The organism is Chitinophaga filiformis (assembly GCF_023100805.1).
In the GTDB taxonomy this organism is placed as follows: domain Bacteria; phylum Bacteroidota; class Bacteroidia; order Chitinophagales; family Chitinophagaceae; genus Chitinophaga; species Chitinophaga filiformis_B.
Genome location: NZ_CP095855.1, coordinates 40404 through 60420, shown reverse-complemented (window position 1 = coordinate 60420; position 20017 = coordinate 40404). Strand labels below are relative to the sequence as shown.

Genomic DNA, 20017 nt, shown 5'->3' with positions numbered 1-20017 from the left:
TTTAAGTTAGATTTAGAGAAACAACGACCGGGTAATCTTGCCCGGTCCTGCTTTAATCAAGGCGAAATTAGGGTAAACCCACCATCTTGTTTTCTAATTGAATATTTACTTATGGCAAAAACAAAAAACGTCTTATTAACGGGTTAAGGTTAGTAAGGCGGTATTACATGAAGAATTTGTAGTTAAAAATAGAAAGGGCCAGACCTTTCTGACCAAGTATCCTGATATGAGCAATGTGGTTCCATCTGCAGCTCAATTGGAGGAAAAATCCAGATTTGCAGCAGCTGTAGCATACGCCAGGGAGATTATTAATGATCCGGTACGGAAGGCAAGCTATAAAGCGCATCCGGGAAGTACGGTGTATCACAGCGCTATTAAGGACTATCTGAAACAAAGATCGTAATGCAGCATAAGCGCCCCGCTGCTTACGATCTTTGTCTACGGCCCAGGCATACTGTAGTTCCTGCTTTTTCTTGCTTTAAGCAGATTTACCTATGGCAGTGTATTATTCGATCCTGGTTAATGAGGTCTATCTTTAGTACGCCGTTCTGTAAGAGAATTTATTTTTTTCCCGTTCCTGTATTGCATGTGTAAAGCTTAATTTGCACAGATGTAAAGTTGACAATGAATCTACAATCATCTGTAAAGCGAATCCTGAACCTCATCATAAGAACTGTAAAGTTTTTTTAGTACCAGGGCGCCTCATTCCTCAAACTGTAAAGTTTTTTCTTTACTAAGACACATTCCCTTTCAGATTGTCTTATCCTGGTATAGGTTTACACTTTTGGTGAGATAATCCGTTTGAATTTTACAATATTAAAAGATAATCCTAAAAAGGTTGTTTTCTTTAGATTTTAGTCCTGGATCAGGTTGACAGTATCTGCTGTTAATCCTGATTTTGGACCATCTTTTTTCTTGGTTCGCCATCTCCTTACTAATTCCCCTTGTTTTGTATGTGCCTGATTCGGAGTCAGATAGTCGCAGCTTGTATGAGGCCTTTGTTCATTGTAGATGCGGATAGTCTCTGCTACTATAGCAGCCGCGGCTTCATAGTTTTTAAATAACCGGTCCAGGCCAAATTCTAACTTTAATATTCCATTTACTCGCTCAGCAATGGCATTTTCATACGGGTTGCCCTTCTCGGCCATACTAATGCCGACGTGACTATCATTAAGTAATTCTATGTAGTTTTTACTACAATATTGTGACCCTCTGTCAGAGTGGTGAATCAGGCTATATTTGATGGGATTCTTTATATCCGATAAAGCCATTTTTAAGGCCTCAATAGGCCCTTCGGCCTCCAGTGATGGATGTAAGCAATAACCGACGATTTTTCTTGAATAAGCATCAGTTATCAGGCTCAAATAACAGAACCGGGAGCCTACCAAAGGAAGGTAAGTAATATCACTAACCCACACCTGGTTAGCCTGACTAAGCTTCAGCTCTTTAATCAGATTAGGATATTTTTTGAAGGGATGATTAGAATCGGTAGTCCGTATTTTCTTACGTTTTCTTTTACGGACAAGCATTCCATTTTCAGCCAACAGATTGAAAAATCGATCCCTGCCTAATTTAATTTTATGATGTTGAAGAGTTTGTGAAAGCATTCTATGAAGTTTTCTGGCGCCCAGTCGCTTTTGTGAAGCTCTGATTTGCTCCGCTTTGTCAAGAACGATGGCCATTTCCAGGCCAAATTGATGATCGCTGTTTTTCCGCTTATAAAAAGCTTGTCTGCTTTTACCAAACAGTCCGCAAACATTACCCAAATCCTTGTCCGGATAATGTTCTTTTACTCTGCAGACGGCTTGGTACCAGGCTTTTTTTGGATCTCAATATTAAATTGTTCTTCAGCAACTTCGATCATTGTCTGAAAAGCAAATGCCTTTAAATTGGCATGTTCCAGCTTTTTACGGAGTTCTTCATTTTGCTTTCTTAAAGCATCAAACTCCTTTTTTTCCTGTTCTGTCATGGCCGTAGATATTATGGGTTTTTCCAAAGTCGTTTGCCTAAGTTCGGAAGAAAAAAGAGAGTACCAATAAGCTATTTGTGGTTTAGTGATCTTATAACGAGCTGCGACCTGGCTCATGCTTTGGTCTCCGGCCATGTAATCGGCTACGACTTTGTTCATGAACGACTGCTCATATTGGAACTGTGGTCCCAGGCGTCCCTTGCGTCCACCTTTGTTCTGATTGTTTGAATTTTGCATGTTTTACACTTTTTAAGGTGTAAACCTATTTCAGGACCTGACAGATACCGTCTTGATACCGCTTTGATACCGCTAATCTTACGTTAATTCTACGTTCGTGAACGTAAGATGAACGTAGGATTAGCGGTATCAAAGCGGTGTCAAGACGGTAAAAAGTTACATTGAAATATAAACCTGAACAGTACATTTTTGTGTAAAAATTGGGGAAAACGGGAGGTGTCAAAATGATCTTTAAGTGATGGCTTTACATGAACTTTGTATGCATGAATTACATGTCTGCTAAGTAGACGCATTCAACACTCAAAATAACTAACATGAAAAACTTAACAAATCCTGTATCCGAATTAAAAACCGTAGTCGGTTTATCAGCTAATCAATACCGGTTATCTCATTTATTCCTATTGGATATACAAGGTGTTCTGATGTGGCTACACCGGCTTGTTTCAGCCTTCACACGTATCCGTTTCGCTTTATCTGATTTTATTATCCATTTGCATGAGGAACCGCCCGTTTTTGATACTTAAAAAAGATGCTATTCGGGAGATGATCCTGGAAGAGAAGATCGTTTACGTGGCTGTGCAGAGAAACTATATATCTCTTAAGCTCCTGGATGGCCGTACCTTTACAATCAGAAAAAGCCTGCAGCAATTCCGGCAGGAAGCTACCCCTGATCTGTTCATTCGCATACACAAGCGATACATTGTTTGTATCAACTATATCAGGTTTGTTGATGCGGAAGTCACTATGGTTGTCGGCGATCCCTTACCCATCGGCCGGGAATACGTAAACCTCCAACGTGCCCCGTCTTTTTACTATCGACATTTCACCAGTAATATCTCGTGATATTCCGTTTTTCATTTTAGCGTGATTTTGTCGATATTTGGTTTACAACCAAATAGTTCCGTTATGTTAACGTTCTCCCCGCCCGATAGATTGACTGTAGGCCAGGCGCTGGCTAAATTGAGAGCAATCTATCAACCCGACAACACCGCTTTTTCACAGGCCCTGCGTACTTCCTATACGACATACTTGAAAACAGAACGGGATCAAAGAGAACTGAGCTTTTTAATGGCATTGAAGATCTGTAAATTTTACAAGATCGATATTCACGATTTGGTCGTCATGCTCAGTGATGAAGAACTTGATAGAAGAGATCAATCTGTTATTAGGGCCCAGGAGAAACGCGACAGGAAGAAGGCGGAGGCAGAAAGTGCAAAAGTGATAGATCTCGCTACCGGCAAAATAAAGCAAGGGATATAATCGGATATCTGTCAGACAGCCGATTTATGTGTGGTGTTGGACGATTTCCAGTTCTGGGGCAAAAGTTCCAGATACTTGTCTTTAGGGTGATCAGTAATTCTTCGCAGCACATCATCCAACCATTTTACAGGATTGACACCTTGTAGACGGCAAGTAGCCAGCAGACTGTAAATAATAGCAGCGCGTTTACCTGCCAGATGAGAACCCGCAAACATGTGGTTATGCCTGCCTAATGCCAGTGGTCGTATTTGTGCTTCCAGTAAATTGTTGTCAGCCTCTAACATTCCATCAGTTGTATAGATCATCAGTGCGTCAAAGCGGGTAAGTGCGTAAGTAATAGCTTTATGCATCGGAGTCCCCGGTATAGTACCAGGAGCTTGTTGTTCCAGCCACTGACGCATTGCTAATAGTACCGGAACGGATTCGGCCTGTCTCTTTTCAGTGATCTGATCATAATCCAGGTTCAATGCTTTACATGCTGCTTCGATGGCATATAAAGGTTTAAAGAAGTTATCTAAAGCATATCCCGCACGGCTGGAGTCATAATTCAGGGCTTGCGTAAAATATCTTCTCACATGCACAAGACATTGTTGATGGATGACACCTGGCTGTTTACCATAGCTGGTATACACCCCATAACCATCTGTCAGCAAGTATCCCCGATACCCTGACAATATTTTCGCAATATCCTTTTTACCTCTTCCTTCCTGATAGGTAAAACCAGCTATGCGCTGAACAGGGGACATTATTGCCCACATCCAGCCTAAATGTGATTTCTTACCCTTCTTGCGGGTGTCATCCAAAACCTTGTAACAACTCTCATCAAAATGAAGATGCCTGCTGCTTAATATTTCCTTAAGAAGTAAATGCCATAATGGTTCCAGTATATCGCAGACCCTATTCGTAAAATAGGATAGCGTGCTATAAGATAGCGTGATCCCATACTGGACAAAACGTCTCTGCTGTCGCCATACAGGCATATGATAAAGGAACTTGTCAATCAATAGCATTACCAGAACACTAATGTCTACTTTACATCTGGGGATAGGATGTTTTGGTAGCGGAGCTACGAACTGTTTAGCATACAAGCCATCTTCACAAGAAGCTATGTAAACAGGTCTCCTGGTAACTTTGACGTACCACCGTAGCGGACTACAAGCCAACTGCCGCTGTTCTTCTATTCGCAAAAGTCTGGCGCCAACAGGCAGATTTTCTACGTCCAGGACAATAATCTCTTCTTCCAACCCTTCAGGAAGATCATGTCGACCACCTCTTTTCTTTGGGGCAATGGTAATACTGGTCCTGATATGAGCGGCTACTAGTTTTCTACTGTTTATGTGACATACACCCCAGTCATCAACGTCCAGGGATAATTTGCCTTGTATCACATCTACCGACATGGGGAGTTCGTTGCTGGTATGACGTTTCTCACTTTTTATCCCATAGATCCATTTCTTTACTATACGCAACTCATGCCGAAGCATATCTAGCTTACTTAACTCTTTATTCTGTTCGTCTAAGTGTTGCTGCTGTGTAGATATCTGTTTATGCTGGTTGGTGATCAGTTGATCATACTGAGATAATTGTTCGACTTGTTGTAGGATTGTTTGCTGATAGCTGGCAAGTTGCAGATCCTTATCGCATAAATACTGATGCTGTCTGATGATCAATTGGTCCTGCTCTCTGAGTAAGTTATCAGTAGTCTCACGATCCTGCTGCAGGAGCAATATTTGCTCCTGTAATAGTACAATTACCTGATCCTTTCCATCAGAGATAGCAGCTTTGTTGTATGTTTCGTGAGATTGTTTCATCAGACACTACCAATAACAGCGAAGGCAGATCTTTGTTCGATCTACCTTCACTGTTAAACAAAAATAATTTGCGCACTGAGATTAATAAAAGATTAAGTGTATTGACGATACTTATGGAAAGATAATCCTTTAAGAATAGATAATAAGTCACTGGCATTTAATGCAACTGCGTTGTTACCTCCTTCCTGCATCAAAAGATCGAACCTCCCCTTATCTAACTTACGATACAGCATCGTAAAACCATTGTGTTCATGCAAGAGTATCTTCATGTGAGTCTTGTCTTTGTTGAGGAATACAAATATGTCATTATCTGTGATAGTCATGTGCATCTCATTTATCACGATTCCGCAAAGTCCTGCAAAACTTTTACGCATATCAGCACTGCCTCCATATAAAAAATACCTATACCGGTCTGTAAACAATATTATGTTGCTCATGCCAGTAACGATTTGAGATAATCAGGGCCAACTGGCTGGTAAAGACAAATATCTCCCACTTTGGCAAATAATCGTTCTTCCGGTAAATCTCTAGCGGGAAGTGAAGAAATGATTTCTATAAATCCTTCTGAAGGAGCTGTTTTTATGGGTGGATATTTCTTTCGCCAATTGTAAAAGGTGGCATCGCTTATATTATGAAGTTCGCAAAAGTCCTTAACTCTCATTCCTCCCTTATCAAACATATCCATCAAGCCACTGATTTCACTCTCCGTGCGACGCATTTTAACCGGTTTGTTTAATTTGCTGCTCATAGTTTTTTTTAGCAGCAAAATTAATGGGCAGAACACCTATGACCTATGTGGGGCAGGTTGTTGGTTTACGGGAATACAGGGAGGAGTTTTTCAGTCATTTCCGGGTTTGTTAGTAAGGCTGATATATTCCCATCCTCACACTTTTGCAGTTCGTCCTCACGTATTTGCAGTTCGTATACAGGGATTTGCAGGTGGTACACATGGGCCGAAATGGCGTTGTTAATCGTGCTAATATTGTGTCAGCAATCGCGATCAACAGGGCTGCGCCTAAAACAGGAGAGGGGCGCCTCCTGTTTGACCTGGTGATCATGATTGTGATTAAACAACATTTTTAATCACTAAAACTTATCACTATGGCATATGTAAAAGCAAACCCATTCACGAAAGGAGTATCCGGTACAGTCGGAGATATGATGAACTTTCGTGTCAGAAAAGGAAAGACGGTAGTCGCTGTTAAACGGGGTCCCAGTACCAAACCGCCGACTGAAGAACAGCAGGAAACAAACGAGCGATTTATAACCGCATCGTTGTTTGCGCAGGATGCAATGAAAGATCCTGCTATTAAAGCACAGTATCAGAAAGCAGCAAAAGGTGGTCAGACCGCATATAACGTAGCCTTGCGGGATGCCATGAATCCCCCTGTCATTGATGCTTTAGACATCAGTGGCTATAAAGGAACAGCTGGTGACCTGATCGCTGTGAAGGCAAGAGACGTCATTACCCCGGTATCAGTAAAAGTTGCCATCTTTTCGCAGGCTGGCGTTTTATTGGAGCAGGGAGATGCTGTCATTAAAGCAAAGGACAGGCGTTTCTGGATTTATACGGTAACTACTGCCAATGCAGCACTGCCCGGTACGAGGGTAGTTGCTACTGCGGTGGATTTACCAGGTAACGCAGCCGAGAAGACAATCACGATTTCCTAATGCGTAAACCAGCGCCCCGGTCATTGGCCGGGGTGCTTTTTCTTTCACATTGAAATTTATGTATCATGAAAATTCTTAAGCATTTATCCATATTCCCCTCAGCCGCTTCCATCATGAGACGACCACAGGTAGAGCAACCGCCGGTCGCAGACGGAAAGCCTGCTGACAAACTCCCGGATATCAGAATGGTGATCACCGACTATTACAGAGGCGCTATCAACGACGTCATCTATATGATCATAAGAGATGTTGATCATGTAATAGTCAGTATCGTATCAGCCGAGGGAAAGGAAGTTGAAAAAGGCCCTGCGATGAATAGTAGTGGCGTTTGGACCTACCGGACTGCCGTTGCGAATCCTGCCTTTCCGGGTGGAAGGGTGGTGGTAACCGCAGGGAATATGCAGGGATATCAGACCGAGGTGGGAGTTGCGGTTTTTTGAAGATTTGAAACGTCCGGTAGCATTCGGGACGTTTTTTACTTAAAGTTCTTTGACAGGTTTTATTCATTAATGCGATGCAAGCTTACATGGGCGGCAAGTTTTTTATAGTATCCGCTTTCATCGGAGTACTAAATACAACTGATATTAGATCTTTAGGCAAGCTGATAGTTGTATCTCCTTTCTTGAAAAAATAGAAATTATCATTTTCAAAAATTAAATTTATTGTAACACAACTGTCCACAATGTCCCTACTGATGATTGTTCTTTTTATTTCTTTATAACTATCTTCTTTAAAATACATAGTGACTTTTTGAGGGGGAGTTCCTGCATATTCTGATTTTATTTTTTCAAGTAAAAGATTACCAATCAAAATTGAACCGCCGACAAAGCATAAACCAATAGATATATATTGAGGAACCCTTGCTACCTTATCTGAGCTTAAGAATAGTAGGAATATGAAACACCCAAAAAAAATTAATTCATGAACTAATAATAAATGTAAATAAGAAGGGGGGGGAAATACGGTATTTACGGGGTTATAAGGTATAAACGTTACAAAAAAAAGCATGCCAAAGAACGTTGTAAAGATGATTATTGTTAGAAGTGTGTATGTTCCTTTCTTATTTATTTTTAGTATGCCGAATAATATTAAAGGATAGAGCCATGATAGAAAGGAATACTTCCAGGGAGATTCTAACAGTAATTGAACGCATGAAGCAGAAAATATTGCTATTATGACTTTAGATTCATACCCGAGAGTAATTAATTTCTCAATTGTAGGCTTATCGTCTTGTGATAGTTGATCAATCTTTTGAAATGTGATTATCGGAATTGGAGCCAAAAGGAAAAATGAAAGAAATCCCACTTGGATAACTTTGCCATCAAGCGCTGGAATGTAACTAACTCCATTGGAGTTCAGAAATGACGTTAAAGTTATAAATCCTGTAGTATATACTAAGACTGCCAAGAGAGGTAAAAATGTTGCTAGGGATTCAAATTTTTTCATTGTAAATTGTAATCGCAACTATTTATCGTTACAGTTTCAAATCTTCTGACACTTCTAACATCGTCATACGAACGATGAATCATTTATTTCTTTTGAAATCCCCTTTGAGCTTTGGGAGGGCATTCCAAATAAATAATGATTCAAATTAGCGTCAGATCAAGCTTCAGCTACATTGTACAAGCCGTCACATTAAATCTAACCTATTTCAGCTAGAAGGTAAAAAAGGTTCATATCTTAATCGTAATCCTAATAATTCCCCACTCCAATCCTATTATAGATCCCTAAATATTATCAGTTCGCAAATCCCATTTATTCTTTAGATTTCTCCTTCTTTCCACTAAAGAACAACTTCTCTATTTCTGATTCAGAGAATACAGGAATAAAAATATTCTTGTAATCTGTATTCATTAAGTGAGAGATCAAAATTCCTCTTGCTGTTGAAATCGTTAGCCCCATAAGGTGGAGCATCAGTCTATCATGAATTTCATACGTCTGGGGATCTGAATTAGAAACGACAGCCTCTTCAAAATTCAAAATATGATAATTCATTCTTAGAGAATATTCTAATAACTCAATATCCTTGTCATTAAAGAAGTTGGTTCCAAAATCGATCTCAATTATTTGTAAATTCTTATTGACTTCAATCTTATTAACGAACTTGACTTTTAGCTTTGTAAGATCAATTTCCTGCAGCTCTAAAACTTCCATACTCTTATAGCTAAAGCTCAAAGTCTTAGCAAAGTTAATTCCATATTTTACGTCAACTATATTTTCAGTAGATGGCATCTGAAGAAGTCTTTTTGGTATTTATCGTACTTGTTTGATGAGTGCCTAGATCCAAAACAATTATAGGTCTGTCCTTATAATGTCCATCACACAGGTCCAGCTCATCATCTTGTATATATTGAGCCATAGGTTCATATCTTATGACTGGTATCCTATCACATGCCAATGATAAATCTACAAGTTTGCTTATCTTATGGTCAAAATTTCCATTTAAAATCTGAGAAATATACCCTTTTGTAACACCCAGTTTTCTGGCCAAATCTTCAATCGTTAGGTTGTTAGCCTCCTTAAAATCTGTCACCATTTGGAAAAGCTCCAATTTGATTTTTTCTGTCCAATATTCCTTCGACTGTAATAATTCGCTTCTTTCCATAACCTATTATTTAAGGTTGTCTAAAAAATTTCTCTTGAGATGTCTAAATTGACTTATGTCAGAATCCTGTGAATTTTTATATCCACAGAAAATAACTACTTTGCTACCAGGCTGTTGTATAGCATAAATTCGAAGATTTTTTGACTTAAATTCGTATTCTTTGACTGTTTGTTTTCTAGGTGTGATATCTCTCATTTTTTCTTTAGGAAGTGTACCACCATTGGAGCAATGATCCATTATCGAAAGCAGCGTTCTTAATTCCGCTTGATACTTGTTTTCAAGATTGCTTTCAAATTCAGCAAGTTGGAATACACCGTTAATTGACAAGTCATAAAACTTGTGTTGTCTTGATTTAATTGCTTCAATTTGTCTTAACTCAAAAATACTACTATTTTGTTTAGTCACAACTAAACTTTAAAAGTTTTATAATAAATTAAATAAATTATCAGGCATTAATAATTAAGTATAATTTTTAATATAAAGATACTCTGCCCTCATTTTTCTGAGAAACTATAATAATTACTGTTGCGCCTGACAGATTTCTATAACATTTGAATGAAAATATTTTTACTTCTTGGGTATATTTCACTTTTCCAGCCACTTATAGATTGGTTCAGGGTTATGTACAACATATGCATATATTATAGTTTTAACACAACTTCCTAGAGTCGGTTCCGAGGAGAGAGGTTCGTTATCTTTGCTTCTCGCAAGGTAGAGTCGAGCAGTGGCGCATTTAGACAATAGTCCATGTCTTCCACTACCCGTCACATCAAACACGGCATGCACATTTGGCGCACTGCGCTTTCCTAGGGATGTATTATTAAGGTCCTTTCGCCTATCGCGCTTAGGATATTCAACCGAAACCTTTCATCTTTTGGCCTTCGTCAAATAGCGGCAGATTTTCCTTGTCAGCCAATCCTCTACATACCAAACCGTTTTACCGGAATACTTTACCCGACAGTATTGAGCCTAGCCCTGCAGTATTGGATATATATCCCGAACCCGGTTAATGGTTGTGATTCAATACACTTAAAGAAATCCCGTATCTTTTCATTAGACTAAGCCTCGCTTCCATCTTGGGGCGATAATTTGTTCGTTGTTTTCCCTTCAATGATTCTATTTTCCTAAAACCGAATCTTAAAAATGTAAAACATTCTCCTTTGTTTAGATCGATAAGTTTTGTCTTTTTTCTGCATTTAGCTCAGCTGTATTTCGTCTGCCTTGCGCTCTATATAAATGACTCCATGCCTCCATTCCAAGCAAATATCTTGGTGAGATAAAAAGCAAGCTTTTTGCTATAGGCAAGCGCATTAGAAAGAGCACCGAAAAGTACTGGGTGACTTTATCACTTGCATAAAAAGTTCAAGAGAAGCTGAAAGTATAGGCAACTGCGATGTCGTAAAGCAATTGATAGTTTAGACGCACTGAAGCGCGCGCCCCGCCTGAAGAATAAAATCCCCTACTGCAAGGTACAGGGGTAGTTATCTGGATACCTTAACAGCTCTTCGGGGATTCCTTGAACTCAAAGAAAGGCACGCAAAAGCAGGCACTGAACAAAGCACTGAACCAATGCACAAAGTGGTAAAAGCAGTTTGACTTGGTGCAGGTTATCCAATGTTATGTCAATGAACAAAGCGACGGCTTCAAGCACAACTTACCAAAGCTGTTGCAGTATCCATTTATGAAGGAGTAATTGACCAAGTTTGCTAGGATAGGAGGATATGCGTGATTAAACATTTTTTAAGTCTTCGTGGATGGAGTATTTTATCGAATTTACAGCCACCTAGTACCCAAATGTCTCAGAAGTGTTGAAATTTGTAAAACCATTCAATTTAAGCCGAAAATAGTTTACCACCAAGCAAATTTATTTGATCAGTTGTCACTAACATCCGCTATTATCTTCTCTTTAGCTTCATCGCAGAAAGGCAACAAATAAAATATCCTTGTGCCTAAAAGCATATCATTAACATCTTATTAACCTTTGAGTCTGGTAATAATTATATCTTTTTATCAAACAAAATTTGTATTGTATGAATCAGGCGATTGTCACGTTAAAAAAAACAGTCAAAATTGACAAAGATGAAGTAAATAATAATTTGAAGGGGATATTTGAGTTGGTTAACAAATTTTTTGAAACCAATTCATCAATAAAATCCTTAAAAGTAATTGAAGAGAGTTTTAGGAATAAAGCTATAAGCAGCGTTAATCAAATTATTACATCCGACATAAAGAAGTATATCGGAAGCCTGACATCCCAGTTAGACTTTGAAAGCCACACCTTTAGTGAAGTTACTATAGATAAAGACATTCCAGAAATGACAAGAGTTGAAGTTGAATTAATCAGTTCTAAATATACGATTCTGGACAGCGTAGGAAATAAAATACTTTTAAAAAAAGGTGATTTGCGAGATGTATTAAAGCAAAACGAACCGACTATTGCTGATTTATTCTTTTTAGAGATAACACCCGAAATTGGGTTCAAGACCTATATTCCTTATTGATGGAATTCATATTGATAGAAATAAGCCGTCTCAAATGAGGCGACAGCTTATTTCTATTTCCCAAAAAAAACAAAAGTAGTTTATCCCTTAATTGGTTATAGCGTATCAGTTCAATTTGGATAAATCATTACAATTAAATATTCGAGAGTGTAAAATAGACTGTGTCAAAGGTTAAAAATTATTTCAGACCTTTAACACAGTTTTTTTTTATGAGCAACAATGATCAATTTGATTATGACGGCCTCAAGAAAAAGGCCCTAGAGCAATTTCGCTCAGGAAAATCTCTTTTTGGCAAGGATGGCGCCTTTGCGCCCTTACTGAAAGAGTTTCTGGAAGCAGCAATGGAAGCTGAACTGGATGAGCATCTGGATGATGCGCAACGTGACGCTGGCAACCGTAAAAATGGTCGTACTCCCAAACGACTTAAGACAGCAGACGGTACCATTAATATTGAAACACCCCGTGATCGTTCCTCGACGTTTGATCCGCAAATTGTTAAAAAGCGAGAGACCATCCTTGCGGAGAGTCTTGAGCATAAAATTATTGGCATGTATGGGCATGGGATGAGCTTCCGCGATATTTCAGCCCATATAAAAGACATGTATGATACCGATATTTCTGCTGCTACGCTTTCTGCTATAACCGATAAGGTTATTCCCCTGGTAAAAGAGTGGCAGAACCGGCCTTTAGAAGCCATTTACTGCATTGTTTGGCTTGATGCTATGTACTACAAGGTTAAAGAAGATGGACGTGTTATAAATCGCTGCGTTTACAATATTCTGGGAATAAATGCTGAAGGCCGTAAAGATTTGTTGGGTATGTATGTTTCAGAAAGCGAAGGTGCTAATTTCTGGCTGAGTGTGCTTACAAACCTGCAACAGCGGGGTATATGTGATATACTGATTGCCTGCATAGATAACTTAAAGGGGTTCGCAGAAGCAATAGCCACGGTCTTTCCCCATACAGAAGTCCAGACCTGTATCGTGCATCAGATCCGAAATTCACTTAAATATGTAGCTAGCAAGGATCAAAAAGCATTTATGGCAGATCTGAAGCCTGTTTACCAAGCAATAAGTAAAGATGAAGCAGAGCAACAGTTGGTTGAACTGGAGGGCAAATGGGGTAAAAAGTATCCTATAGTCATTGAATCCTGGAATCGTAATTGGGATAAGCTCAGTACATTTTTTAAATATCCGTCCGCGATCCGAAAACTAATCTATACAACCAATACCATAGAAGGCTTTCATCGACAGATTCGTAAAGTAACGAAAACAAAAGGGGCATTTACCTCAGACATGGCGTTGCTAAAACTCATCTACCTGTCGACTCAGAATATACAAAAGAAATGGACGCAACCACTGCAGAATTGGAGTATCACCGTATCTCAGCTCTCTATTATATTTCCAGATAGGCTAAAATTGAAGCTATAAAAAACCTCGTTACTGAATGATATTTTTTGCATCTTTGGATCACAGACCAACTGCAACAGAAAAAATATCATTCAACAACGAGGCTAGTACTTAAATATTATTGACACAGTTTATTTTACAGACCCAAATATTCCCTATCTGGTAACTATAATTTGTTATTCCTAGTTATATTGTGCGCGTTAGTCTTTTATGTTAACCTACGTTATATGACACCTAGAGCCCCTTTACTTCCTGCTGATTTTTTCAAAAACATCTGGGATGACAAAGAAAGTAGGATTTGTTTAATGCTATCCGTACTAATGGCTGGAATATTATTATTTGTTATAATAAAGCTCTATCCCTTCCCTAATTTTTTACCGGATTCATACTCTTACATCGACGCCGCATATAACAATGTAAATATAAACATGTGGCCGGTTGGCTACTCCAAATTCCTTCGCTTAATTAGTGTATTTAATCGTTCGGACACGGGACTGGTTATTGTCCAATATGTTTTGTTGCAGCTGGCTATACTCTTTTTTTTATTCTCTATAAAATACTTGTTGCAGCCTGGCAAATGGACAATGAGAGTGTTATTTGTCTTTCTTGTCTTAAATCCACTCTGGCTGTACATTGCTAACTTTGTATCAAGCGATGCTTTGTTTGCGACATTCAGCCTGTTATGGATAACAAGCCTGTTTTGGATATTATACCGCCCCACTATTAAGATGTTTGTCTTCCAGGCCCTGGTGCTGGGCTTTGTATTCTCCGTGCGTTACAATGCCTTGTATTATCCCATTGTAAGCATCCTGGTAGTGTTACTGGCGAAGGGAGCTATTAAGGAGAAGTTGTTGAGATTAGCTATTGTTGTTATTCCTGTTGGCTGGTTCTTGCTTTACACAACGCTTACATTTAAAGAGAGATTGGGTGTGGCCACATTTTCCCCTTTTGGTGGCTGGCAAATGGGAAGTAATGCCTTGTTTATGTATGCGCATGTTCCGCCCACTAACAGGGAACCTGTCCCAAAACAATTCGCAAGAATTCACACTATTACCATAAAGCACATGGATTCGCTCAACCGGTTGAAGCAGCGACCGGATCAGGAACTGGGCATCTACTATTTATGGGACGATAAAGCTCCTTTAAAGCTGTATTTGTTTGATAAATACAAAAGAGACAGCACGACTCCCTACCTCAAGCGTTGGGCATCTGTGTCAAATTTTTATGGACAGTATGGTTCCTGGCTGATCAGGCAACATCCCGGTGCATTCCTCCGATATTATATCTGGCCTAATTTTATAAACTATTATTCCCCACCTACAGAGTTTTTAGGCATATACAATATGGGAAGTGACACTGTCGATCCTGGCGCAGTGAATTGGTTTGGTTATAAGTCGAACAAGGTGCATCACTTCTCTAAAAACAAGATCATTATTCTCACTGCTATATTCCCGCTCTTACTAGCCATGATCAACGTCATATTCTTTTTTGGATTTATTGGTTTTGTTGTCCTTGGCGGTTTTTCAAAAGTTAGTCCTTATTACCGGACAGTATTATGGATCATGCTGCTGATATGGCTCAGTAACCTGGCATTTAGTGTTTTTGCATCACCGATTGTGCTGAGGTATCAGGCTTTCCCATTCATCTTCACCCTCGTATTTGCCGGTTTATTGCTGGAATTTGTGATCGGGCAAAGCTTCCAGGAATCCAAGCCTGCAAAAGAGGAGGATGTTGAACCAGTCGTTGACCCGGCGGTATAATTTCCGCTTTCTCCTAACAATTCAGAACGCATACTGTGGTATTTTAGAATAGTTAACCACGACCCTTGAGGCGCCCTGTTTTACAATTATTCAATGCCATATTATGGAATCTAAAAGAAATGCCATTATCATAGGAGCGGGCCCCGCAGGATTGACTGCCGCTTATGAGATGTTACAACGCACTGACATTATCCCCATCATATTAGAAAAAAGCGGAGATATAGGTGGTATCTCAAAGACCATTAATTATAAAGGTAACCGCATGGATATTGGCGGGCACCGATTCTTTTCCAAATCCGACCGGGTAATGCATTGGTGGTTAAATATTCTGCCTTTGCAGGCGGGTAGTGAAGAGTCTTTTAAGATCAGGTATCAGAACAAGTCCCGGGATATCAATAGAAAGGACCTGCCTGAGAACCTAAAAAGCAATGATCCTGACAAGGTGATGCTGGTACGTAAGCGCTTGTCCAGGATTTACTTCTTGCGCCGCTTCTTTACTTATCCGATTACTTTATCTATAGATACACTCAAAAAATTAGGAATAGGCAGGACCATTGCTATCCTGTTCTCTTACCTCTGGGCACAGTTGTTCCCTCGCAAGCCCGAAAAGAGCCTGGCTGATTTTATGATCAACCGCTTTGGGAAAGCTTTATACCATCTCTTTTTCAAGGATTATACGGAAAAAGTGTGGGGAGTTCCCTGTGATGAAATCCCCGCAGAGTGGGGCGCACAACGTATCAAAGGTGTAAGCATTCGCAAGGCAATAGAACATGCCGTGCAGGAACTCAGTAAAAAGAAGAAAAAATCAACGGTGGATGTAGCGCAGAAGGATACGGAAACCAGCCTGATAGAACAATTCTTTTATCCCAAGCTAGGACCTGGTCAATTATGGGAAGAAGTTGCCCGCCAGGTGCAGGAAATGGGGGGCATTATTTACATGCATCATGATGTAAAGCATATATATACCGACAATAATAAAGTAACGGCTGTTACTGCTGTCAATAACCAAACCGGTGAAGAATTGTCCCTTACAGGGGATTATTTCTTCAGCACTATGCCGGTAAAAGAGTTAATCGGAGGAATAGTAGGAGAGGTGCCTGAGCCGGTTAAAGATATCGCCTCCAAATTGCAATATAGGGACTTTATTACCGTGGGCATTCTGCTCCGTAAGCTTTCTTTCCTGGATAAACATACCGGGGAATGGAAGCCCTTGAAACTGGAAGATACCTGGATCTATATACAAGAGAAAGATGTAAAGGTGGGAAGGTTGCAGTTATTCAACAACTGGAGCCCCTATATGGTTAAAGACCCGGATACCGCCTGGGTAGGGATGGAATTCTTCTGTAATGAAACAGATGATTTCTGGAAATTACCTGATACGGAAATCGCAGCTTTAGCCATTAGAGAACTGGAAAAGATCGGCCTGGCTACATCAGAGAATGTGCTGGATAGCACTGTGCTGAGAGTTGAAAAGACTTACCCGGCTTATTTCGGTGCTTATGCCCATTTTGACAAGGTAAGGGCTTATACTGATCAGTTGGAAAACTTATTCCTGGTAGGCCGAAATGGCATGCATAAGTACAATAATGCGGACCACTCCATGTTGACTGCCATGGTAGCGGTAGATAATATCATAGAAGGAATCACTACAAAAGATAATATCTGGGCTATTAATACCGAACAGGAATATCACGAGGAAAAATCCGCAGATGCGGCGCCTTTAGCTGCAGCGCCTAAGCGTGTTCCTTCCTTCAAAGAATTCCTCTGGGATTTGCCCTGGAATAAAGCGTTGGTTTGGTTTGCTGGTTTAGCCGTCCTTGTGCAGTTCTTCATCTTCAAACATCTATATCCATCCGCAGGGTTTATTGATGGAGATTCTTATGTATATCTCGAATCTGCTTATGGGAATTTTAGTATCAATACTTATCCGATTGGCTATTCGAAATTCCTGCGTTTCTTCAGTACACTGACAATATCTGACACAGCATTGGTGGGATTTCAATATTTACTGTTACAAGCCAGTGCACTGTCACTTGTATTTACCCTTGCCTACTTCTACAAACCCGGAAAAGTTGCATTCGGAGTGCTCTATGCCTTTATGGTATTTAACCCCGTGTTCCTGTACATGGCAAATTATGTATCCAGCGATGCCTTGTTTTTGAGCCTGAGCCTGATATGGTTTACCCTTTTACTCTGGATCCTCCACAGACCAAACAAGACATTGATCATTTTACATGCGGTAGTTATTCTCCTTGCCTTTACAGTAAGATATAATGCCCTATTCTACCCAATTGTCGCCGGACTGGCATTTATTATCAGCCGGCAGCCCTGGAAGCAGAAGGTGGTAGGCATTTTGTCTAGTATCATTCTCATAGCAGGGTTTGTGTGGCATACCAGTAACCAGTATGATCGCTTAACAGGTATACGCCAGTTCTCGCCTTTCAGTGGTTGGCAGATGGCTAATAACGCCTTGTATGCCTACCGTTTTGTACAGGACCAACCTCCACCGCCGATGCCGGCTAAGTTCAAGCAGCTGGATAAAATGGTACGCACATATTTTGATACTACCAGGAACATCTTTATGCATCAGCAGGAGATGCTAATTGGCAACACCTGGTACATGTGGGACCCGAAATCACCCCTGCAGCAATATATGCATCGTCAGTTTAAAAAGGATTCAACTGCACATATACTAAAGAAATGGGCAACCGTAGGCCCTCTTTATGCGGAATACGGTGCATACCTGATCAAGCAATATCCTACTACGTTTGCCCAGTATTATTTAATACCCAACACCATGAAGTACTATGCTCCACCGGTAGAGTTCCTGGATACGTACAACATGGGTAAAGACAGTATAGCCCCAATTGGGCAAATGTGGTTTGGCTTTGAATCCAGGAAGCTGAAGATGCATTTTAAAGACCTGAAGGTTACAGTACTCAGCTTTTATCCTATCCTTGTAGGCGTAATGAATGTGGTGTTCCTATTCAGCCTGGTAGGCTTTGTGATACTACACGGCATCAAATACAACAGGACCTTATCAATAGGCTTGTTACTTGCCTTCGGCCTTTGGATTATAAATTTTGGATTCAGCGTATTCGCTTCCCAGATCGCATTACGCTTCCAGATGTTACCGATATTAATATTTTTCTCCTTTGGATTGCTACTGCTGGATTATATCTGGAAGGCAGCCAATAATAAAATACAATCGTAATGAGATCGTTATTGTTAGTCTTGATACTAGCCGGAATAGCCAGTTGTACGAAATATAACCGCGCTTTGCCTCCAGGAATTGATAAAGACCTACCGTCTTTTAACATCCAGTTATTGGATACGACTGTCAAATTAAATACTGCCAATATTCCCAAAGGCAAACCCATAGTGTTGTTCTTCTTTGGCCCTGATTGTCCTTATTGCCAGGCTCTGACAAGGGATATCACCAAGCGGATGAGTGAGTTAAAAGATGTACGTTTTTATATGGCTACTATGGCGGACTTTAAGGAAATCCAGATGTATGATACGCTGTTTAAGCTGGATCAATATAAGAACGTGACAATTGGGAAGGATATAAAAGGCTTTTTTGTTACTTATTACAAAGCACCTGGCTTCCCATATCTGGTAGTTTATGATAAGAAGAAGGAGTTTAAGCAGATAGTGATTGGAAGCGTGGGGGTGGATTCGTTGAAGAAGGTAATAAACTCTTAATATATAGCGCATTGTTCTTATGAAACTATTCACTGATCCTTCTGATATTTTGTTGGAATTCTGGGAAAGAAAAGCTTATAATCCCGCACCGTATAATGAAGTAAAAGGCTTTTTCTTCACAGAGGAAGAAGAAGCGAATAACCCTGATGGTATAAATCTCTTTAATCATTTCCTGAACTTACTGGAACGGGATAGTTATATGGTACATTCCAGCCATGAATATACCAACCCTGATGGTACGCCAATGAAGATATACTCGCTTACTCCTTTAGGTATTGAACTTGGTAAACGCTTAGTGATGTAGTTGGATCTGTGTTTAGAATATAGTCGTTATGCAAGATGTGACAACAATGCAGGACGCCTCCTGTATTGTGTATGTAAACTTGTATTCGCGATATTTCTTAAAGTAATAGTGGATGATCCACGTGTTCGTACTGTCGAGATATTTGTAGTGGTTATCTCAAAACATGTTGTAGTAAAGAATGATGCAGCTTGTGATGAAGTGCAGAATGGTACAGTTAATGAATATACGCTTCCTAATATGGTAATGGAATTGGTGTACAGCCATCAATGAATCAGCAGTAAACTGTATAACCCAGTATAGTAGGGCACCACATAGAGATGAAAGGTATTATCTTCATGCATTTTCATTTCCTCTATGCAATCGATATTTTGGATTGCGTTTAACTGGCCCAATCAATTTTTTATTGTTTTTTGTTTTTTATTTTCACTTTATTTTATCTTCGTGCATCAGAATGAAGACCGAACATTCTTTAAATTATTCGGTGAATGATGTTTTAAATCAAACATCAGACGTTTTTTGCAATGCGAGTTGTTACTTGAGGATTAGATACCAGTTGCGTAGCTGGTAACGTCAGTTTATGATTTAAAACATTTTTATGAAACTACAACTACAATTCTCCGAGCCCACCAGGGCTATAACACGACTAGCTATTGATTTATCATTTTCCGGTGTGTATTCCGGAGATGCTGACCAGCAGAACGGTATCTTGACCACCCGCTTTGACAAAACTTAATTCCTGCCGAAGGCAGGCCTTCCATACTTTTTGTGGAAGATGTATTATTTAA

The 20017-nt window shown here is 39.8% G+C and carries 22 protein-coding genes; 13 read left to right on the top strand and 9 right to left on the bottom strand.

Going from position 1 to position 20017, the window contains the following annotated elements; genetic code table 11:
* Positions 1–226: 226 nt before the first annotated feature.
* Positions 227–403: a hypothetical protein gene (locus MYF79_RS00250; RefSeq protein WP_247811986.1), complete on the top strand. Its 177-nt coding sequence runs from the start codon at positions 227–229 to the stop codon at positions 401–403.
* A 451-nt stretch (positions 404–854) separates the two neighbouring features.
* On the opposite strand, the gene MYF79_RS00245 is transcribed toward MYF79_RS00250, so the two are convergent.
* Together MYF79_RS00245 and MYF79_RS00240 are read right to left on the bottom strand one after the other, a co-directional pair.
* Entirely contained in the window at positions 855–1766 is a 912-nt protein-coding gene (locus MYF79_RS00245) for an IS3 family transposase (RefSeq protein WP_247809346.1), read from the bottom strand.
* 23 nt (positions 1767–1789) lie between these two features.
* Entirely contained in the window at positions 1790–2206 is a 417-nt protein-coding gene (locus MYF79_RS00240; protein WP_247809347.1) for a hypothetical protein, read from the bottom strand.
* 314 nt (positions 2207–2520) lie between these two features.
* Here MYF79_RS00240 and MYF79_RS00235 point away from each other — a divergent pair, with 314 nt between their 5' ends.
* The 3 genes from MYF79_RS00235 (at position 2521) to MYF79_RS00225 (ending at position 3466) form a co-directional block, all read left to right on the top strand.
* On the top strand, positions 2521–2730 hold the full coding sequence (locus MYF79_RS00235) for a hypothetical protein (RefSeq protein ID WP_247811985.1): 210 nt from the start codon (positions 2521–2523) through the stop codon (positions 2728–2730).
* Positions 2720–3049 (top strand): LytTR family DNA-binding domain-containing protein, encoded by a 330-nt coding sequence (locus tag MYF79_RS00230; protein ID WP_247811984.1) that lies wholly within the window; start codon positions 2720–2722, stop codon positions 3047–3049. Before MYF79_RS00235 ends, MYF79_RS00230 begins: the two co-directional genes overlap by 11 nt.
* Before the next feature lie 63 nt (positions 3050–3112).
* Entirely contained in the window at positions 3113–3466 is a 354-nt protein-coding gene (locus tag MYF79_RS00225; protein WP_247810391.1) for a hypothetical protein, read from the top strand.
* A gap of 11 nt (positions 3467–3477) precedes the next feature.
* Here the strand turns inward: MYF79_RS00225 and tnpC are convergent, their stop codons facing one another.
* From tnpC to tnpA, 3 genes are all read right to left on the bottom strand, one after another.
* Complete coding sequence (gene tnpC / locus MYF79_RS00220; RefSeq protein ID WP_247810392.1) at positions 3478–5277, bottom strand: IS66 family transposase; 1800 nt, start codon at positions 5275–5277, stop codon at positions 3478–3480.
* A 92-nt stretch (positions 5278–5369) separates the two neighbouring features.
* A complete protein-coding gene (tnpB, locus tag MYF79_RS00215) occupies positions 5370–5714 on the bottom strand; it encodes an IS66 family insertion sequence element accessory protein TnpB (RefSeq protein ID WP_247810393.1) in 345 nt (114 codons plus the stop codon).
* Positions 5711–6025 (bottom strand): IS66 family insertion sequence element accessory protein TnpA, encoded by a 315-nt coding sequence (tnpA, locus tag MYF79_RS00210; RefSeq protein WP_247810394.1) that lies wholly within the window; start codon positions 6023–6025, stop codon positions 5711–5713. Before tnpA ends, tnpB begins: the two co-directional genes overlap by 4 nt.
* Before the next feature lie 353 nt (positions 6026–6378).
* Between tnpA and MYF79_RS00205 the strand changes: the two genes are divergently transcribed.
* Together MYF79_RS00205 and MYF79_RS00200 are read left to right on the top strand one after the other, a co-directional pair.
* Positions 6379–6948 (top strand): hypothetical protein, encoded by a 570-nt coding sequence (locus MYF79_RS00205; RefSeq protein WP_247811983.1) that lies wholly within the window; start codon positions 6379–6381, stop codon positions 6946–6948.
* A 65-nt stretch (positions 6949–7013) separates the two neighbouring features.
* Positions 7014–7388 (top strand): hypothetical protein, encoded by a 375-nt coding sequence (locus MYF79_RS00200; RefSeq protein ID WP_247811982.1) that lies wholly within the window; start codon positions 7014–7016, stop codon positions 7386–7388.
* Positions 7389–7470: 82 nt separating this feature from the next.
* Here the strand turns inward: MYF79_RS00200 and MYF79_RS00195 are convergent, their stop codons facing one another.
* The 4 genes from MYF79_RS00195 to MYF79_RS00180 form a co-directional block, all read right to left on the bottom strand.
* The gene (locus tag MYF79_RS00195) at positions 7471–8394 is read right to left on the bottom strand and encodes a hypothetical protein (protein ID WP_247811981.1); all 924 of its coding nucleotides are present in this window, start codon (positions 8392–8394) and stop codon (positions 7471–7473) included.
* 309 nt (positions 8395–8703) lie between these two features.
* A complete protein-coding gene (locus MYF79_RS00190) occupies positions 8704–9180 on the bottom strand; it encodes a hypothetical protein (RefSeq protein ID WP_247811980.1) in 477 nt (158 codons plus the stop codon).
* The gene (locus tag MYF79_RS00185; RefSeq protein WP_247811979.1) at positions 9167–9553 is read right to left on the bottom strand and encodes a helix-turn-helix domain-containing protein; all 387 of its coding nucleotides are present in this window, start codon (positions 9551–9553) and stop codon (positions 9167–9169) included. The genes MYF79_RS00190 and MYF79_RS00185 overlap by 14 nt, the downstream gene beginning before the upstream one ends.
* Before the next feature lie 6 nt (positions 9554–9559).
* A complete protein-coding gene (locus MYF79_RS00180; protein ID WP_247811978.1) occupies positions 9560–9958 on the bottom strand; it encodes a hypothetical protein in 399 nt (132 codons plus the stop codon).
* 1625 nt (positions 9959–11583) lie between these two features.
* On the opposite strand from MYF79_RS00180, the gene MYF79_RS00175 reads away from it, so the two are divergent.
* From MYF79_RS00175 to MYF79_RS00145, 7 genes are all read left to right on the top strand, one after another.
* The gene (locus tag MYF79_RS00175; RefSeq protein WP_247811977.1) at positions 11584–12054 is read left to right on the top strand and encodes a hypothetical protein; all 471 of its coding nucleotides are present in this window, start codon (positions 11584–11586) and stop codon (positions 12052–12054) included.
* A gap of 209 nt (positions 12055–12263) precedes the next feature.
* Positions 12264–13484, top strand: coding sequence for an IS256 family transposase (locus MYF79_RS00170; protein WP_247811976.1), 1221 nt, complete (start codon positions 12264–12266; stop codon positions 13482–13484).
* A gap of 707 nt (positions 13485–14191) precedes the next feature.
* Positions 14192–15223, top strand: coding sequence for a hypothetical protein (locus MYF79_RS00165; protein WP_247811975.1), 1032 nt, complete (start codon positions 14192–14194; stop codon positions 15221–15223).
* Between the two features lie 103 nt (positions 15224–15326).
* Entirely contained in the window at positions 15327–18437 is a 3111-nt protein-coding gene (locus MYF79_RS00160) for an NAD(P)-binding protein (protein WP_247811974.1), read from the top strand.
* Complete coding sequence (locus tag MYF79_RS00155) at positions 18437–18928, top strand: TlpA family protein disulfide reductase (RefSeq protein ID WP_247811973.1); 492 nt, start codon at positions 18437–18439, stop codon at positions 18926–18928. The genes MYF79_RS00160 and MYF79_RS00155 overlap by 1 nt, the downstream gene beginning before the upstream one ends.
* Before the next feature lie 19 nt (positions 18929–18947).
* The gene (locus MYF79_RS00150) at positions 18948–19232 is read left to right on the top strand and encodes a hypothetical protein (protein WP_247811972.1); all 285 of its coding nucleotides are present in this window, start codon (positions 18948–18950) and stop codon (positions 19230–19232) included.
* A gap of 595 nt (positions 19233–19827) precedes the next feature.
* Positions 19828–19965 (top strand): hypothetical protein, encoded by a 138-nt coding sequence (locus tag MYF79_RS00145; RefSeq protein ID WP_247811971.1) that lies wholly within the window; start codon positions 19828–19830, stop codon positions 19963–19965.
* Positions 19966–20017: the final 52 nt, after the last annotated feature.

Coding starts and splice junctions, on each gene's coding strand:
- tnpB (WP_247810393.1), bottom strand. CDS start 5,714: ATGAGCAACATAATATTGTTTACAGACCGGTATAGGTATTTTTTATAT.
- MYF79_RS00250 (WP_247811986.1), top strand. CDS start 227: ATGAGCAATGTGGTTCCATCTGCAGCTCAATTGGAGGAAAAATCCAGA.
- MYF79_RS00150 (WP_247811972.1), top strand. CDS start 18,948: ATGAAACTATTCACTGATCCTTCTGATATTTTGTTGGAATTCTGGGAA.
- MYF79_RS00160 (WP_247811974.1), top strand. CDS start 15,327: ATGGAATCTAAAAGAAATGCCATTATCATAGGAGCGGGCCCCGCAGGA.
- MYF79_RS00170 (WP_247811976.1), top strand. CDS start 12,264: ATGAGCAACAATGATCAATTTGATTATGACGGCCTCAAGAAAAAGGCC.
- tnpC (WP_247810392.1), bottom strand. CDS start 5,277: ATGAAACAATCTCACGAAACATACAACAAAGCTGCTATCTCTGATGGA.
- MYF79_RS00175 (WP_247811977.1), top strand. CDS start 11,584: ATGAATCAGGCGATTGTCACGTTAAAAAAAACAGTCAAAATTGACAAA.
- MYF79_RS00235 (WP_247811985.1), top strand. CDS start 2,521: ATGAAAAACTTAACAAATCCTGTATCCGAATTAAAAACCGTAGTCGGT.
- MYF79_RS00200 (WP_247811982.1), top strand. CDS start 7,014: ATGAAAATTCTTAAGCATTTATCCATATTCCCCTCAGCCGCTTCCATC.
- MYF79_RS00205 (WP_247811983.1), top strand. CDS start 6,379: ATGGCATATGTAAAAGCAAACCCATTCACGAAAGGAGTATCCGGTACA.
- MYF79_RS00240 (WP_247809347.1), bottom strand. CDS start 2,206: ATGCAAAATTCAAACAATCAGAACAAAGGTGGACGCAAGGGACGCCTG.
- MYF79_RS00225 (WP_247810391.1), top strand. CDS start 3,113: ATGTTAACGTTCTCCCCGCCCGATAGATTGACTGTAGGCCAGGCGCTG.
- MYF79_RS00195 (WP_247811981.1), bottom strand. CDS start 8,394: ATGAAAAAATTTGAATCCCTAGCAACATTTTTACCTCTCTTGGCAGTC.
- MYF79_RS00145 (WP_247811971.1), top strand. CDS start 19,828: ATGAAACTACAACTACAATTCTCCGAGCCCACCAGGGCTATAACACGA.
- MYF79_RS00155 (WP_247811973.1), top strand. CDS start 18,437: ATGAGATCGTTATTGTTAGTCTTGATACTAGCCGGAATAGCCAGTTGT.
- MYF79_RS00190 (WP_247811980.1), bottom strand. CDS start 9,180: ATGCCATCTACTGAAAATATAGTTGACGTAAAATATGGAATTAACTTT.
- MYF79_RS00185 (WP_247811979.1), bottom strand. CDS start 9,553: ATGGAAAGAAGCGAATTATTACAGTCGAAGGAATATTGGACAGAAAAA.
- MYF79_RS00165 (WP_247811975.1), top strand. CDS start 14,192: ATGTTTGTCTTCCAGGCCCTGGTGCTGGGCTTTGTATTCTCCGTGCGT.
- tnpA (WP_247810394.1), bottom strand. CDS start 6,025: ATGAGCAGCAAATTAAACAAACCGGTTAAAATGCGTCGCACGGAGAGT.